The sequence below is a fragment of the Nonomuraea turcica genome (genome assembly GCF_030718205.1).
Lineage (GTDB): Bacteria > Actinomycetota > Actinomycetes > Streptosporangiales > Streptosporangiaceae > Nonomuraea.
The window spans coordinates 311004-324168 of record NZ_JAUZQF010000001.1 but is presented as its reverse complement, the minus strand read 5'-3'; the positions used below and the strand labels follow the sequence as shown (position 1 = coordinate 324168).

Annotated in this window: 16 protein-coding genes and 1 tRNA gene; 8 read left to right on the top strand and 9 right to left on the bottom strand. The window is 68.9% G+C overall.

Features of this window, described 5'->3' with window-relative positions; genetic code table 11:
• Positions 1-80 precede the first annotated feature (80 nt).
• Positions 81-593 (top strand): HEAT repeat domain-containing protein, encoded by a 513-nt coding sequence (locus Q9G87_RS01575; protein ID WP_305914332.1) that lies wholly within the window; start codon positions 81-83, stop codon positions 591-593.
• On the opposite strand, the gene Q9G87_RS01570 is transcribed toward Q9G87_RS01575, so the two are convergent.
• Together Q9G87_RS01570 and nth are read right to left on the bottom strand one after the other, a co-directional pair.
• Complete coding sequence (locus Q9G87_RS01570) at positions 582-1223, bottom strand: NUDIX hydrolase (protein WP_305914331.1); 642 nt, start codon at positions 1221-1223, stop codon at positions 582-584. The genes Q9G87_RS01575 and Q9G87_RS01570 overlap by 12 nt on opposite strands.
• A gap of 42 nt (positions 1224-1265) precedes the next feature.
• Positions 1266-1988, bottom strand: coding sequence for an endonuclease III (nth, locus tag Q9G87_RS01565; RefSeq protein WP_305914330.1), 723 nt, complete (start codon positions 1986-1988; stop codon positions 1266-1268).
• A 79-nt stretch (positions 1989-2067) separates the two neighbouring features.
• Between nth and Q9G87_RS01560 the strand changes: the two genes are divergently transcribed.
• Entirely contained in the window at positions 2068-2505 is a 438-nt protein-coding gene (locus Q9G87_RS01560; RefSeq protein WP_305914329.1) for a hypothetical protein, read from the top strand.
• A gap of 127 nt (positions 2506-2632) precedes the next feature.
• The gene (locus Q9G87_RS01555; protein WP_371825713.1) at positions 2633-3313 is read left to right on the top strand and encodes a Crp/Fnr family transcriptional regulator; all 681 of its coding nucleotides are present in this window, start codon (positions 2633-2635) and stop codon (positions 3311-3313) included.
• On the opposite strand, the gene Q9G87_RS01550 is transcribed toward Q9G87_RS01555, so the two are convergent.
• Genes Q9G87_RS01550 through Q9G87_RS01535 form a run of 4 tightly spaced genes read right to left on the bottom strand, consistent with a single transcriptional unit; the run spans position 3295 to position 5544 of the window.
• A complete protein-coding gene (locus tag Q9G87_RS01550) occupies positions 3295-4086 on the bottom strand; it encodes an MBL fold metallo-hydrolase (protein WP_305914328.1) in 792 nt (263 codons plus the stop codon). The two genes, Q9G87_RS01555 and Q9G87_RS01550, sit on opposite strands and share 19 nt — an antisense overlap.
• Entirely contained in the window at positions 4083-4886 is an 804-nt protein-coding gene (locus Q9G87_RS01545) for an NUDIX hydrolase (protein ID WP_305914327.1), read from the bottom strand. Before Q9G87_RS01545 ends, Q9G87_RS01550 begins: the two co-directional genes overlap by 4 nt.
• 47 nt (positions 4887-4933) lie before the next feature.
• The gene (locus tag Q9G87_RS01540; RefSeq protein WP_305914326.1) at positions 4934-5392 is read right to left on the bottom strand and encodes a RidA family protein; all 459 of its coding nucleotides are present in this window, start codon (positions 5390-5392) and stop codon (positions 4934-4936) included.
• The gene (locus Q9G87_RS01535; RefSeq protein ID WP_164904088.1) at positions 5389-5544 is read right to left on the bottom strand and encodes a hypothetical protein; all 156 of its coding nucleotides are present in this window, start codon (positions 5542-5544) and stop codon (positions 5389-5391) included. Before Q9G87_RS01535 ends, Q9G87_RS01540 begins: the two co-directional genes overlap by 4 nt.
• A 77-nt stretch (positions 5545-5621) precedes the next feature.
• Here Q9G87_RS01535 and Q9G87_RS01530 point away from each other — a divergent pair, with 77 nt between their 5' ends.
• Both Q9G87_RS01530 and Q9G87_RS01525 read left to right on the top strand, forming a co-directional pair.
• The gene (locus tag Q9G87_RS01530) at positions 5622-6623 is read left to right on the top strand and encodes an ArsA-related P-loop ATPase (protein ID WP_305914325.1); all 1002 of its coding nucleotides are present in this window, start codon (positions 5622-5624) and stop codon (positions 6621-6623) included.
• Positions 6620-7747 carry an ArsA family ATPase gene (locus Q9G87_RS01525; protein WP_305914324.1) on the top strand — a complete coding sequence of 376 codons (1128 nt, stop codon included), beginning with the start codon at positions 6620-6622 and terminating at the stop codon, positions 7745-7747. The genes Q9G87_RS01530 and Q9G87_RS01525 overlap by 4 nt, the downstream gene beginning before the upstream one ends.
• A gap of 61 nt (positions 7748-7808) precedes the next feature.
• Here the strand turns inward: Q9G87_RS01525 and Q9G87_RS01520 are convergent, their stop codons facing one another.
• On the bottom strand, positions 7809-8105 hold the full coding sequence (locus Q9G87_RS01520) for a WhiB family transcriptional regulator (protein ID WP_020542548.1): 297 nt from the start codon (positions 8103-8105) through the stop codon (positions 7809-7811).
• 242 nt (positions 8106-8347) lie between these two features.
• On the opposite strand from Q9G87_RS01520, the gene Q9G87_RS01515 reads away from it, so the two are divergent.
• Entirely contained in the window at positions 8348-10612 is a 2265-nt protein-coding gene (locus Q9G87_RS01515; RefSeq protein WP_305914323.1) for a transglycosylase domain-containing protein, read from the top strand.
• A gap of 265 nt (positions 10613-10877) precedes the next feature.
• Here Q9G87_RS01515 and Q9G87_RS01510 read toward each other — a convergent pair whose 3' ends face one another.
• Positions 10878-11336: a GatB/YqeY domain-containing protein gene (locus tag Q9G87_RS01510; RefSeq protein WP_305914322.1), complete on the bottom strand. Its 459-nt coding sequence runs from the start codon at positions 11334-11336 to the stop codon at positions 10878-10880.
• An 89-nt stretch (positions 11337-11425) separates the two neighbouring features.
• On the opposite strand from Q9G87_RS01510, the gene Q9G87_RS01505 reads away from it, so the two are divergent.
• Both Q9G87_RS01505 and Q9G87_RS01500 read left to right on the top strand, forming a co-directional pair.
• A complete protein-coding gene (locus tag Q9G87_RS01505; RefSeq protein WP_305915110.1) occupies positions 11426-12289 on the top strand; it encodes a metallophosphoesterase in 864 nt (287 codons plus the stop codon).
• Positions 12290-12354: 65 nt separating this feature from the next.
• Positions 12355-12428 (top strand) — tRNA-Pro (locus tag Q9G87_RS01500).
• A gap of 31 nt (positions 12429-12459) precedes the next feature.
• On the opposite strand, the gene Q9G87_RS01495 is transcribed toward Q9G87_RS01500, so the two are convergent.
• Positions 12460-13164: a site-specific integrase gene (locus tag Q9G87_RS01495; RefSeq protein WP_305914321.1), complete on the bottom strand. Its 705-nt coding sequence runs from the start codon at positions 13162-13164 to the stop codon at positions 12460-12462.
• Between the last annotated feature and the right edge of the window lies 1 nt (position 13165).

Genomic DNA, 13165 nt, shown 5'->3' with positions numbered 1-13165 from the left:
GCTTCAAAGGTAGCCAGCGATACGGTCAAGCGTGCAAGTCTTCGGCCAGGACGGCGTCACCCCTGGCTACCTTGAGCGGTATGCCGCCGGCCGAGGGAACAGTGCGCGATCTGATCGACGCAGCTCTACGGGACAGCGATCCCGACGGCCCGCTGCGCTGGCACGTCATCTCCGTGCTGCGTCAGCGCGGCGACCTGGAGTCGTTCATCGAGGCGCGGCGGTTGTGCGCCGCGGAGACCGTGCCCGAGCGGCTGCTCGGGGTGGACATCATGGGGATGTTGCGGCCGTTCGCGGACCGCACGCTGCCGGTGCTGCGCTTCCTGGCCGCCAGCGAGGACGACGCCATGGTCCTCTACTCGGTGCTGATCGCGTTCGGCCACCTGGGCGACCCGCGCTCGCTGCCGTCCGTGATCGACCTGGCCGGCCACGACGACGCGAGGGTCAGGTACGGTGCCGCGTACGCGCTGCACCACGTGCTCGGCGACCCGCCGGACCCGGCGGGCCTGGACGCGCTGCGCATGCTGGCCGGCGACAGCGATGCCGACGTGGCGGGCTGGGCCTCACTGGGCGTGACGCTCCGCTCAGCGCGCTAGTCTGACCACCTCAGGGGGCAGCTCCTCGATCCGCGAGGAGTCCCACGGCCGTTCGAGCCCCGCCTCGCGCAGCACCGAGTCCAGGACCATCGCCGTGAACCCCCACACCAGCATGCCCCGCACGCGAAACGCCGGCCCCGCCATGCCGCTGGGGTGTCGCAACATGATCCGGTTATCCGGGTCGACCAGCTCGGCGATCGGCACCCGCTCCACGGAGTCGACCTCGTCGGGCGAGGCCGCGTGCACCGCCGACGGCTCGCGCCACCACCCGATCACCGGCGTGACCCGGTTGTCGCTGTAGGTGAGGTAGAGCTCCGACAACGCGCACAGCACCTCGACCCCGCTCGGGTCGAGCCCGGTCTCCTCCTCGGCCTCGCGTAGCGCCGCCTCGATCGGGCCGCCGTCCTCGGGGTCCACGCCGCCGCCTGGGAAGGCGGGCTGGCCCGCGTGCCTGCGGCCGCGCGTGCTGCGCTGGATGAGGAGCACGTCGGGGCCGAGCGGCCCTTCTCCGAACAACATCAGCACAGCCGCGGCCCGCCCGCGCCCGTCGGGTGGCCGCAGGTATCGGGGGACTCGGGTCTGCTGCGCTTGCGCCGCCAGCCTGTCGAGCCAGTCGGGGACTTGGGTCACGCATCCTCCAACACGCCGGGGCTCCGGTGACTTCCCCGCCGGTCAGGAGAAGGGGCCGGGCCTGACGAGCTTCTGGGCCTCGGCGGCCGAGGTGGGGCCGGTGCCGTACGAGGGGCAGAGCGCGGTCAGCGGGCAGACGCCGCAGGCCGGGCGCCGGGCGTGGCAGATGCGGCGGCCATGCCAGATCACCCGATGCGAGAAGATCGTCCACTCGCGCCTGGGCAGCAGCTCGGCCACGACGTGCTCGATCTTGACCGGGTCGGTCTCCTCCGTCCAGCCGAAGCGGCGCACCAACCGCTGGAAATGGGTGTCGACGGTGAGTCCCGGCACCCCGAACGCGTTTCCCAGCACCACGTTGGCCGTCTTGCGGCCCACTCCGGGCAGCTTGACCAGGTCGTTCAGCTTGCCCGGCACCTCGCCGCCGTGCCGCTCGCAGATCGCCTGCGCCATGCCGATGATGCTGTTGGTCTTCGCGCGGAAGAACCCGGTCGAGCGGATGATCTCCTCCACGTCGGTCCGGTCCGCGGCGGCGTAGTCCTCGGCCGTCGGATATTTCGCGAAGAGAATGGGGGTCACCATGTTGACCCGCTTGTCCGTGCACTGCGCGGAGAGGATGGTCGCGACCAGCAGCTCGAGCGGGTTGCGGAAGTCGAGCTCGCAGTGGGCGTCCGGGTAGGTCTCCGCGAGGATGCGGTTCATCTTGCGCGCCCGCCGCACCAGTGCCAGCTGGGTCTCCGGCTTGCGCCCCGCCGCGTTCGTCGCCATGCCGCAAGGGTAACCACAAAGGGTTGAACCCTGGACCGCCTCGACCGCGTACAACCTGGCGACACGGGAGGCGGTGACCATGAGCGGTCAGGGCTCGGCGCTTGCGGACTTCGTTCGGCACTCGGGGCCGTTGCGCGGGCAGGCGCTGCAGCGCCTCGCCATCGCCTGCGCGGCCACCCTGGCCAGGCTGCACGCGAGCGGCATGTCCGGGCTGCGGCTCAGCCCGGAGAGCGTGGCGCTCGGCACGCGGGGCCAGGTGCTCATCGGCTGGCACCCCAATGTTGGAGGCTCGGCGGCCGAGGACGTACAGGCCTGGGCCGATCTTGTGGTGTTCGCGGCGACCGGTGTCAAGGACGGCGATCGCGCGGTCCTGCCTCCCGCGCTGCGCATTGCGGTGGAGCAATGCCGCCAATCGGACGCAGCGGCTCGCCCGAGGGCTGTGGACCTGCTGCGCGTCCTCCTCGGCCATACCGTGGCGACGGCCGTGGCCTCTGTCGACGACCTGCTCGCCTCTTGATCCAGGACTTCCGGTACTTTTCCCCTGGATAAGGCTCATCGTTACGAAGCAGAACACTCCGGCATTCCCATAACCTGTGTGTGCTGCTTGAAGTGGGGTGAGTCACAATGGCAGCAGAGGAGGCAGAGTGAACACCGAAGATGTGCTGGGCAAGGCCCCCCTGTTCGCCGCGCTGGACCGCGAGAGCGCCGCGGCGCTGCGCACAAGCATCACCGAGGTCCAGCTGTCCAAGGGACAGACGCTCTTCCACGAGAACGAGACCGGCGACCGGCTCTACGTCGTGCTGGAAGGCAAGATCAAGCTTTCCCGCACCTCGCCCGACGGCAGGGAAAACCTGCTGAGCGTGCTGGGACCGAGCGAGATGTTCGGCGAGTTGTCCCTGTTCGACCCGCGGCCGCGCACGGCCACGGCGACGGCGCTGACCGAGGTGCGGCTGGCGGGCCTCGGCCATGACGACCTGCGCCCGTGGTTGACCGGCCGTCCCGAGGTGGCGCTGCATCTGCTGCGCGCGCTCGCGCAGCGGTTGCGCCGCACCAACGACGTGCTGGCCGACCTGGTCTTCACCGACGTGCCGGGACGCGTGGCCAAGCAGCTGCTCGACCTGGCCGAGCGGTTCGGCACCAAGACCGAGGACGGCCTGCGGGTGCACCACGACCTCACGCAGGAGGAGCTGGCCCAGCTTGTCGGCGCCTCCCGGGAGACGGTCAACAAGGCGCTGGCCGACTTCGCCGGGCGTGGCTGGCTGCGGATCGAGGCCAAGGCCGTGGTCATTCTCGACATGGATCGGCTCTACAACCGTTCCAGGTAGTCCAGCTGGGCTCTCACCGACATCTCGGCGGCCGCCCACAGCGACTTGTCGACGTCGGCGTAGACGATGCGGACGATCTCGCGCGGCGTGCGCGCGCCCTGTGCCTGCGCCGCCCTGATCTGGTCGAGCCGCTGACGCCTGTGCGCGATATAGCCGTCCAGCGCCCCGATCGGGTCCGGCAGCACGGGCCCGTGCCCGGGCAGCAGCGCCCGCGCCTCCAGGCCCTCCGCCGCCGCCCTGAGCCGGTCAAGGCTGCGTAGATAGTCGGCCAGGCCGCCGTCCTGGGCGATGATCGTGGTGCCCCGGCCGAGCACCGTGTCGCCGGTCAGCATCGCCCCATCGGCGGGCAGCCAGAAGCACAGCGAGTCGAACGAGTGGCCCGGGGTGCCGTACACGTGGATCTCCAAGCCGGCCACGGTCACCACATCGCCATCGGCGAGCCCCTCGTCGCCGAGCCGGTGACGAGGGTCCAGGGCGCGTACGGGCGCGTGCGTCATCGCGGCGAAGGACTTGGCGCCGCCGCTGTGGTCGAAGTGTCCGTGGGTCAGCAGGATCTGGGTGACGCGGCGGCCGGCCAGGTGGTCGTGTACGCGGCGCAGGTGCCGGTCGTCGTCCGGCCCCGGGTCGACGACGATCACCTCCTCGCCGGCGCCGATCACCCACGTGTTGGTGCCGTCGAGCGTCATGATCGACGGGTTGGGGGCGAGCAGGTTTTCTGCGTGCTCCGTACGCGAGCCGTCAGGCGTGTCGATCGGGATGTGCAAACCACTCATGTCATCACCAGCCGCATCTCGCCCTCGATCTCCACGGCCCTCGGCATGATGGTCACGATCTCCCGGTGCGCGGCCAGGACCTCGGCCACACTGTCGTACGCCGACAACTCGGTCAGCGTGTGATACGTCGGCGGCATCAGAAAGATCTCCCTCCGGTGCGCCAGTTCGATCGCCTCGGCCGGACGCCGCCACGCGACCTGGTCGGCCTCGCCGCCGACGTCACGGGTGCGCTGGCCCTCGGGCAACACGGCGACGAAGAAGCGGGTGTCGAAGCGCCGCTGCTCGATCTCCGGCGTGATCCAGTGCGCCCACGGCTTGAGCAGGTCCGACCGGAGCACCAGGCCACGCCTGGCCAGGAAGTCGGCGAAGGCCAGGCTCCGGTCGATCAGCGCCAGCCGGTCGGACTCCCAGTCGTCCCCCGTCGTGTCCGCCACCACGGAGCCGGGTCCCGGGCCGGCCAGCAACACGCCGGACTCCTCGAACGTCTCGCGCACGGCCGCGCACACCAGGCCGCGGGCGACCTGCTCGCTCGCGTGGAACACCGCGCCCCACTCCGCCGGCGACGGCCCGGCCCAGGCCACGGCCTGGTCGGTGTCGCGGCCGTCGACCGAACCGCCGGGGAAGACGTACGCACCCGCCGCGAAGGCCATGGTGGACTTCCGTCGCAACAGGTAGACCTCAGGCCCCTCCCGGACAATCACCACCGTCGCGGCGTCCCGGGTGGGCACCGGCTCGACCCGTCCTGCGAGGACATCCCTGGCCCGCGCGGCGAGCTCGGCTGGAAGCGGAAACCCGGTCACATGACCTCCTTCTAGAACATCACTCGGTCATGGTGACATATCCCCGCTCAGGCGACTTCGGCGATCACCTCCACCTCCACGGGCACGTCCAGCGGGAGCGCGGCCACGCCGACGGCGCTGCGCGCGTGCTTGCCCGCCTCCCCGAACACCTCGGCGAACAGCTCACTCGCGCCGTTGCCGACCTTCGGCTGCTCGGTGAAGGCCGGGTCGCTGGCCACGAACACCACGACCTTGACGATGCGCCTGACGCGCCCCAGATCGCCGACCTCCGACTTGAGCGCGGCCAGGACGTTGAGCCCGCAGATGCGGGCCATCTCGGCGCCTTCCTCGGTGGTCAGCTCCGCGCCCAGCTTGCCGGTCCTGGCAGGCTTGCCGTCGACCAGCGGCACCTGACCGGAGGTGTAGACGAGGTCTCCCGTGCGTACGGCCGGCACGTAGGCCGCCACCGGCTTGGGGACCTCGGGCAGCGTCAGGCCGAGCGCCTCGAGGCGCTCCTCGGGCGTCACTGCTTCTCCCGCTTGAAGTAGGCGACCAGCTGCTCGGGCGAGGCGCCCTGCAGGATCTGGACCAGCTCCCAGCCGTCCGATCCGAAGTTGTCGAGGATCATCTTCGTGTTGTGGATCAGCACGGGGGCTGTGAGGTACTCCCATTTCTTCATGACGGTCACATTAGTGTGAGCAATCTCAAAGGGTGGTCACCGGCTTTCGACAAGTGACCGTTCGGTAGCCTCGAAACGTGGACTCTCCGGACACGGACTGGGCCGGTGTACGGCTCCATGTCGTCACTGGAAAGGGCGGCACGGGCAAGACGACCGTAGCCGCGGCCCTCGCCCTGGCCTTGGCCTCGGGCGGGCGCAAGGTGCTCCTGGTCGAGGTGGAGGGCAGGCAGGGCATCGCGCAGATCTTCGATCTGCCACCGCTGCCGTACGAGGAACGCAGGATCGCCGTCGCGCCGTCCGGTGGGGACGTGTACGCGCTGGCGATCGACCCCGAAGAAGCCATGCTCGAGTACATGGAGATGTTCTACGGGATGCGCCGGGCCGGCCGGGCGCTGACCAAGATGGGCATCGTCGACTTCGCCACCACCGTGGCGCCGGGCTTCCGCGACGTGCTGGTCACCGGCAAGACCACCGAGGCGGTGCGCAGGCGGGGCAAGAACGGCCGCAGGATCTACGACGCGGTCGTGCTGGACGCGCCGCCCACCGGCCGCATCACGCGCTTCCTGAACGTCACCAGGGAGGTCGCCGGGCTGGCCAAGGTGGGACCGATCAAGAACCACTCGGACCTCGTCAGCGGTGTCGTGAAATCTCCGGAGACGGCGGTGCACTTCGTGACGCTGCTGGAGGAGATGCCCGTTCAGGAGACGCTCGACGGCATCGCGGAATTGCGTTCGGCCGGACTGCCCGCCGGTGGGATTTTCGTCAACATGGTGCGCGAATCCCTGCTCCCGCAAACCGCTCTTGACACGGCTGTCAAGGGCCGTTTCGACGTCGGCGAGCTCGTGCTCGGGCTCAAGGCGGCGGGGCTGGCCGACGGAGCCGAGGCCGCGACGCTGGCCGCGACGCTCGCCGAAGAGGTGGCCGAGCACGCCCGCCGCACCGAGCTTGAGCAGGCCGAACGCGAGTCGCTGGCCGGGGCCGGGCTGAAGAGGTACGAGCTGCCGCTGCTGGCCGACGGCGTGGACCTGGCGGGGCTGTACGAGCTGGCAGAGAGCATCCGCACCCAGGGAGCAGCGTGAAGAAGCCCACCAGGCTGGACATCGACGCGATACTCGACGACCCCGGCACCAGGATCATCGTCTGCTGCGGCGCCGGCGGCGTGGGCAAGACCACGACCGCGGCGGCGCTGGGGCTGCGCGCGGCCGAGCGCGGCAGGTGCGCCGTCGTGCTGACCGTGGACCCGGCGCGACGGCTGGCGCAGTCGATGGGGCTCACCGAGCTGGACAACACCCCACGGCTGATCAGCTCACCGGACGGCGACGGTCAGCTCTACGCCATGATGCTCGACATGAAGCGCACGTTCGACGAGATCATCGAGGCGCACGCCGATCCCGAGCGGGCCCGCCAGATCCTGTCGAACCCCTTCTACCAGTCGCTGTCCTCCAGCTTCTCCGGCACGCAGGAGTACATGGCCATGGAGAAGCTGGGCCAGCTGCGCCGCTCCGACGAGTGGGACCTGATCGTCGTGGACACGCCGCCGTCACGCTCGGCGCTCGACTTCCTCGACGCTCCCGAGCGGCTCGGGCGCTTCCTTGACGGCCGGTTCATCCGGCTGCTGACCGCTCCGGCCAAGGCCGGCGGGCGCAGCGCCTTCCGGCTGCTCAACGCCGGGTTCGGGCTGATGGCCGGGGCCATGACCAAACTGCTCGGCGCACAGGTGATCAAGGATCTGCAGACGTTCGTGTCCGCGCTCGACGCCGTGTTCGGCGGGTTCCGGCAGCGGGCGGAGATGACGTACAAGCTGCTTCAGGCCCCTGGCACGGCCTTCCTCGTGGTGGCCACGCCGGAGCGCGACGCGATGCGCGAGGCGTCCTACTTCGTCGAACGGCTCGCCGAGGAACGTATGCCCCTGGCCGGCCTGGTGGTCAACCGGGTGCACATGTCCCCTGCCGTCGCGCTCTCAGCGGCCCGTAGCGCCGCCGCGGCCGAGGACCTGGAGTCCCGGGGCGAACACGAGCTGACCACCGCCGTGCTGCGGCTGCACGCCGGGCGGATGCAACTCAAGGCCCGCGAGAGCCGCGAGCGCGAACACTTCGTCTCGGCCCACCCCACGGTGCCCGTGGCGCAGGTCCGCGCCATGTCCGAAGACGTTCACGATCTTGCCGGGTTGCGGCAGATCGGGGAGCTGCTGGCGAGCACGTAGTCGTCTCATAAAAGTACGGCCGGCGGACGGCGCCGGCCGTACACGGCTCGCCGGGCTTGGCTCAGCCCGCGATCAACTCATTGGTCCGCTCGTACTCTTCCTTCGCCGACTCGAGCAGCTCTCGCCACGAGTCCACGTCGGGTCGCCGTCGCAGGAGCGCACGACGTTCCCGTTCGGTCATACCGCCCCACACCCCGAACTCGATGCGATTGTCCAGCGCATCGGCGAGGCATTCAGTACGGACCGGGCAACCCCGGCAGATGAGCTTCGCCCTGTTCTGCGCGGCGCCCTGCACGAACAGGGCATCCGGATCCGCACCTTTACAGGCGGCACGGGAGGTCCAATCCGTGATCCACATTTTCGACCCCACTCCCCTTAGGTGGTCAGTCGTCATTTGGGGCCGACGGGCGCGGGCGCCGAGCCTCCGTATTCAGTTGCCGCAGAGGAGAACGTACGCAACGAGACGTTCGGGCCGACAGACCCCAGAGGACCAAATTCTCGCGGCAGTCTTGACCGGGAATGACTAGTCACCCCCACCAGTCAAGGCGAAATGGGGGTCGGATACCGAAAACGTCAGGCTTTCCACGTACTCTTGGATGCGTGCAAGCGCAGCGCAAAGATCGCTCCAACCCCATCCTGGCCCTCCTGCGTCTGATCATCGCGGGGACCGCCGCTGGGGTGCTCGCGGCCGCGGTGGCCTTGCCTGCGGTCGGCGGCGCGGGAGTGTCGGCGAAGAGCGCCGTCGAGGCCCTCGACCTCAAGCCCGAAGAGCTCGACGAACCCCCTCTTCCCGAGCGCACGATCCTCCAAGACGCCAACGGCAAGGAGATCGGGCGTTTCTACTACGAGAACCGCCAGTCCGTACGCCTCGACCAGGTCGCCCCGATCATGCGGACCGCCCTGATCACGATCGAGGACTTCCGTTTCTACCAGCACGGGCCGATCGATGTGGAAGGAACGGCCAGAGCGCTCCTCAAGAATTTGACGCAGGGTGGCGTGACGCAGGGCGGCTCGTCGATCACCCAGCAGTACGTCAAGCAGGTGCTGGTCAACAAGGCCGAGACGCCCGAGGAGCAGGCGGCGGCCATCGCCCCGACACTCTCCCGCAAACTGGCCGAGCTGCGCTACGCAATGGCCATCGAGGAGAAATACGCCAAGGACCAGATCCTCGAGAAATATCTCAACATCGCTTACTTCGGCGCCGGCGCCCACGGCATCCAAGCTGCGGCCAAGCGCTTCTTCGACAAGCCCGCCTCCGAGCTCACCCTCGTCGAGGCCGCCACGCTGGCCGGCGCCGTGCAAAACCCCGCCAGGACCGACCCCAACGTCGGCCCCGAGTCGCGGGAGCGGCTGCTGCAGCGGCGCAACCTTGTGCTCGACCGCATGTTCGAGCTCAAGAACATCACGGCGCAGGAGGCCGCCGACGCCAAGGCGAAGAAGCTGGGGTACAAGGACGTCGAGTTCCCGGGCGGCTGCGAGGCCAGCAAATATCCGTACTTCTGCCTCTACGTCCAGTACGAGATCCTCAACAACGAGGAGTTCGGCAAGAACCCGGACGAGCGGAGGAAGCTGCTCCAGCGGGGCGGTCTGACGATCAAGACCACGATCGACCCCAAGATGCAGGCGGCCGCCGACAAGGCCATCAAGGAGTTCGTCTCCCGCAAGGACAAGCCCGTGGCCTCGCAGGCCATGGTCGTCCCCGGCACCGGCGAGATCAAGGCGATGGCCGCCTCGCGGACGTTCGGCGGGAGCAAGAAGAAGAACGAGATGAGCTACAACATCGTGGCCGATGCGGCACACGGTGGCGGCACCGGCTTCCAGCAGGGCTCGACCGCCAAGGTCTACACGCTGGCCGCGGCGCTGGAAGAGGGCTTGAAGTACGCCGACGGCTTCCCGGCGCCCGCCGGCTACCGGGCGGGCGGCTACAGCACCTTCAAGAACTGCAAGGGCCAGAACGTCGGCGACCCGTCGCACGAGGTGCGCAACTCCAGCGAGGGCGGCGGCGGCTTCAAGACCCTGGAGAGCGGCACGTGGGGCTCGGTCAACACGTTCTTCATCAAGCTCCAGGAGGAGGTCGGGCTCTGCAGCGTGGTCAAGATGGCCAAGAAGCTCGGGGTCAAGCGGGCCGACGGCCAGAAGCTGTCTGAGGTGGAGACGTTCACGCTGGGGGTCAACGAGGTCGATCCGATCACGATCGCCAGCTCCTACGCGGTCTTCGCCTCGCGCGGGCAATACTGCAAGCCGCTGGCCATCACCGAGATCAAGGACAGGAACGGCAAGGCCAAGCAGTACAAGCCCAAGTGCTCGCAGGTCCTGGAGGAAGAGGTCGCGGACGCGGTCAACGGCATCCTGTCGGGTGTGTTCACCAAGGGCACGATGCGTGAGGTCGGCGGCATCGGCCGGGACGCGGCGGGCAAGACCGGCACCACCGACAACTACATGTCGGCCTGGTTCGCCGGCTACACGCCGAACCTGGCCTCAGCGGTCAGCCTGGGCGACCCGCGCGGCGCCTCCGGCCACAAACTGACCAGCATCACGATCGGCGGACGCTACTACTCGTACGTGTACGGCGCGTCCATCTCAGGACGGATCTGGAAAGAATCCATGATCGACGCCTTGAAGGGGGTCGAGGCGGTCGACTTCACGCCGGTGGACCGATCGCGCTTCGGCGGGTGCACGGAGCAGTGTGCGCCCAAGCCCAAGAAGGAGAAGAAGGACGAGGAAGGGCCCAGGGACGGCGACCCGTTCGACATCTTCGACCCGCCGGACAACGGCGACGGGCCGCCGGAGGGGGACGGGCCGGGCAACGACGACGGGCGGGGCCGCGGCGGCGACGCCGGCCCGATCGTCGTCCCCGGCGACTGAGCCGGTCACCCACCACGGGCCTGCGTGAGACCCGGCCACGGGCCTGCGTGAGACCCGGCCACGGGCTCGCGCGAGACCCGGCCACGGGCCCGCGTGAGACCCGTCCCGGTCTCGCCCCCTGAGGGCCCTGCACCGGAGCGCGGCGAGTGGCGACGAACGCAGGCGATCGTGCCGACCGACGGCGGCGAAGCGGCCCCGTCCAGCGGCAGCAGCAGCGGTGGCGGCCGTCAGCCGACGGCCCAGCGTGCCCGGACGGTGGCGGGCGTCAGCCTGCGGCCAAGCGGGCCCGGACGGTGGCAGCCACCCGACCGCCCTCGGCCCTCCCCGCGACCTTCGGATTGACGACCTTCATGACCTGCCCCATGGCCTGCGGCCCGGAGGCGCCGGCCTCGGCGATGGCGGCGTCGACGAGCTCGACCAGCTCCTCGTCGGACAGCTGCGCCGGCAGGTAAGCCTCCAGCACCGCCTGCTCGTCCAGCTCCGCCTGCGCCTGCTCGGCGCGCCCGGCGTTGCTGAACGCCTCCGCCGCTTCCCGCCGCTTCTTGGCCTCCTTGGTCAGCACCTTGATGATCTCGTCATCCGAAAGCTCCCTGGCCTGCTTGCCGGCGACCTCCTCGACGTTCACCGCGGCCAGTGCCATGCGAATCGTCCGGAGACGGACCTCGTCCCGGCTCTTCAGCGAGGCCGTCAGATCGGCCTTCAGCTTGTCTTTCAATGCGCTCATGCGGTCCATCTTGCCGCCTGCGCGGACACCTCGCGCCGGATGTCGGGCATCATGAGTAGGTGAGGAAAGCCGTCGCAGTACCTCTGTCCATGCTCGGTCTCGGCCTGGCCGGGCTGGGTTACGCCTCTGTGGTGGAGCGCAACTCGTTCCGGCTGCGCCGCTTCGACGTGCCCGTGCTCGAGCGCGGCCAGCGTCCCGTGCGCGTCCTCCACCTGTCGGACCTCCATCTGACGCCACGCCGCACGATGCTCATCAACTGGGTCCGCTCGCTGGGCGCGCTCAAGCCGGACCTGGTCGTCAACACCGGCGACTCGATCGCCCACCCGGACGCCGTGCTCTCGCTCCTCCACGCCCTGGAGCCGCTGCTGTCCCGCCCGGGCCTGTTCGTCTACGGCTCCAACGACCTCTACGCCCCGACGCCGAAGAACCCGGCGCGCTACCTGTGGCGCACGTCCAGAAACGAACGCCGCCAGCACATACCCAACCTCCCCTGGGAGGAGCTGGGGGCAGGCATGGCGTCCGAGGGCTGGCTCGACATGAACAACACCACGGCCCGCATCAAGGTGGCCGACCTGGACGTGGCAGTGGCCGGCATCCATGACTCCCACATCTCCCGCGACCGCTACGACCTGGTGGCCGGACCCGCCCCGGCGGACGCCGACCTCCGCCTGGGCGTCATGCACTCGCCGGAGCCCCGTAACATGAGCCTCTTCGCCGCCGACGGCTACCAGCTCCTGCTGGCCGGCCACACCCACGGCGGCCAGCTCTGCATCCCGTTCTACGGCGCCCTGGTGACCAACTGCGGCATCGACCGCGCCAGGGTGAAGGGCTTGAGCCACCACGAGTCCGCCTGGCTCCACGTGTCCGCCGGCCTCGGCACCTCCCCGTACGCACCTGCCCGCTTCGCCTGCTTCCCCGAGGCCTCCCTCCTCACCCTCGTGCCCCGGCGATAAAGGCGGTCACAAGCACCTTGAGAGTCCGCTAGACTTTTCCAAGCACGCGCAAGACCGGCGTGCGCCGGGGTGTAGCGCAGCTTGGCAGCGCGCTTCGTTCGGGACGAAGAGGTCGTGGGTTCAAATCCCGCCACCCCGACACAGTTTGACCAGGTAGAGGGCTTGATCCGCTAAGTGGGTCGGGCCCTTTTCCGTTTCTGGAAGTCGATAGGAGCCAATCGGGGAGCCATCTCACTCGGACTCAACCCGTCGACTTGTCGCCGAAGATTGTGTTCATGGTGTGGGCGCCCCTTGGTGATCACCGGCTTGAGCTGGTGCCGGTAGACCGCTTCCGTGACGCTGGTGCCCGCGTGCCCGACGAGATCGGCGATGGTCTCGATGGGTACGCCCTGGTCACTCGTGGTGGAGACGAACGAGTGACGCAGTTCGCGGGGTGTCCAGTTGGTTCCGATCTTGGCGTCCTTGGTGATCTTACGGAACGCCCGTCGTACGTTCGCCGCGGCCTGTGGGGTGCCGACGTTTGTGCAGAACACCAGGCTGTGATCTTGCCATGCCTCACCCGCCTGGAGCTTGTGGGCGGCTTGGCGGGTGTGGTGTCGCCGGAGAGCGTCAGCAGCGAGCTTAGGCAGTTCGAGCGTGCGCCGTGACTTACGGGTCTTGGCGTCACCTCCTACTCGGTCGGCACGCCACACATAGATGGCGAACCTCTTGTGTTTGAACCCGGCCTCGGTCACCGGATGCCACGCCTTGAGGCCGGGGATCCAGGCGACGACGTGATCCCAGCGCAGTGCGCGGGCTTCCTCGGTACGAACGCCCGTGGTGAGGCTGATCACCACGTAGGCGTGGAGTTCGGACACCTCGGCGGCCTTGAGCACC

Excerpts from the sequence above, each read along its gene's own strand:
- Q9G87_RS01575 (WP_305914332.1), top strand. The coding sequence starts at position 81 with ATGCCGCCGGCCGAGGGAACAGTGCGCGATCTGATCGACGCAGCTCTA.
- nth (WP_305914330.1), bottom strand. The coding sequence starts at position 1,988 with ATGGCGACGAACGCGGCGGGGCGCAAGCCGGAGACCCAGCTGGCACTG.
- Q9G87_RS01560 (WP_305914329.1), top strand. The coding sequence starts at position 2,068 with ATGAGCGGTCAGGGCTCGGCGCTTGCGGACTTCGTTCGGCACTCGGGG.
- Q9G87_RS01550 (WP_305914328.1), bottom strand. The coding sequence starts at position 4,086 with ATGAGTGGTTTGCACATCCCGATCGACACGCCTGACGGCTCGCGTACG.
- Q9G87_RS01535 (WP_164904088.1), bottom strand. The coding sequence starts at position 5,544 with ATGAAGAAATGGGAGTACCTCACAGCCCCCGTGCTGATCCACAACACG.
- Q9G87_RS01520 (WP_020542548.1), bottom strand. The coding sequence starts at position 8,105 with ATGTGGATCACGGATTGGACCTCCCGTGCCGCCTGTAAAGGTGCGGAT.
- Q9G87_RS01510 (WP_305914322.1), bottom strand. The coding sequence starts at position 11,336 with ATGAGCGCATTGAAAGACAAGCTGAAGGCCGATCTGACGGCCTCGCTG.
- Q9G87_RS01505 (WP_305915110.1), top strand. The coding sequence starts at position 11,426 with ATGCTCGGTCTCGGCCTGGCCGGGCTGGGTTACGCCTCTGTGGTGGAG.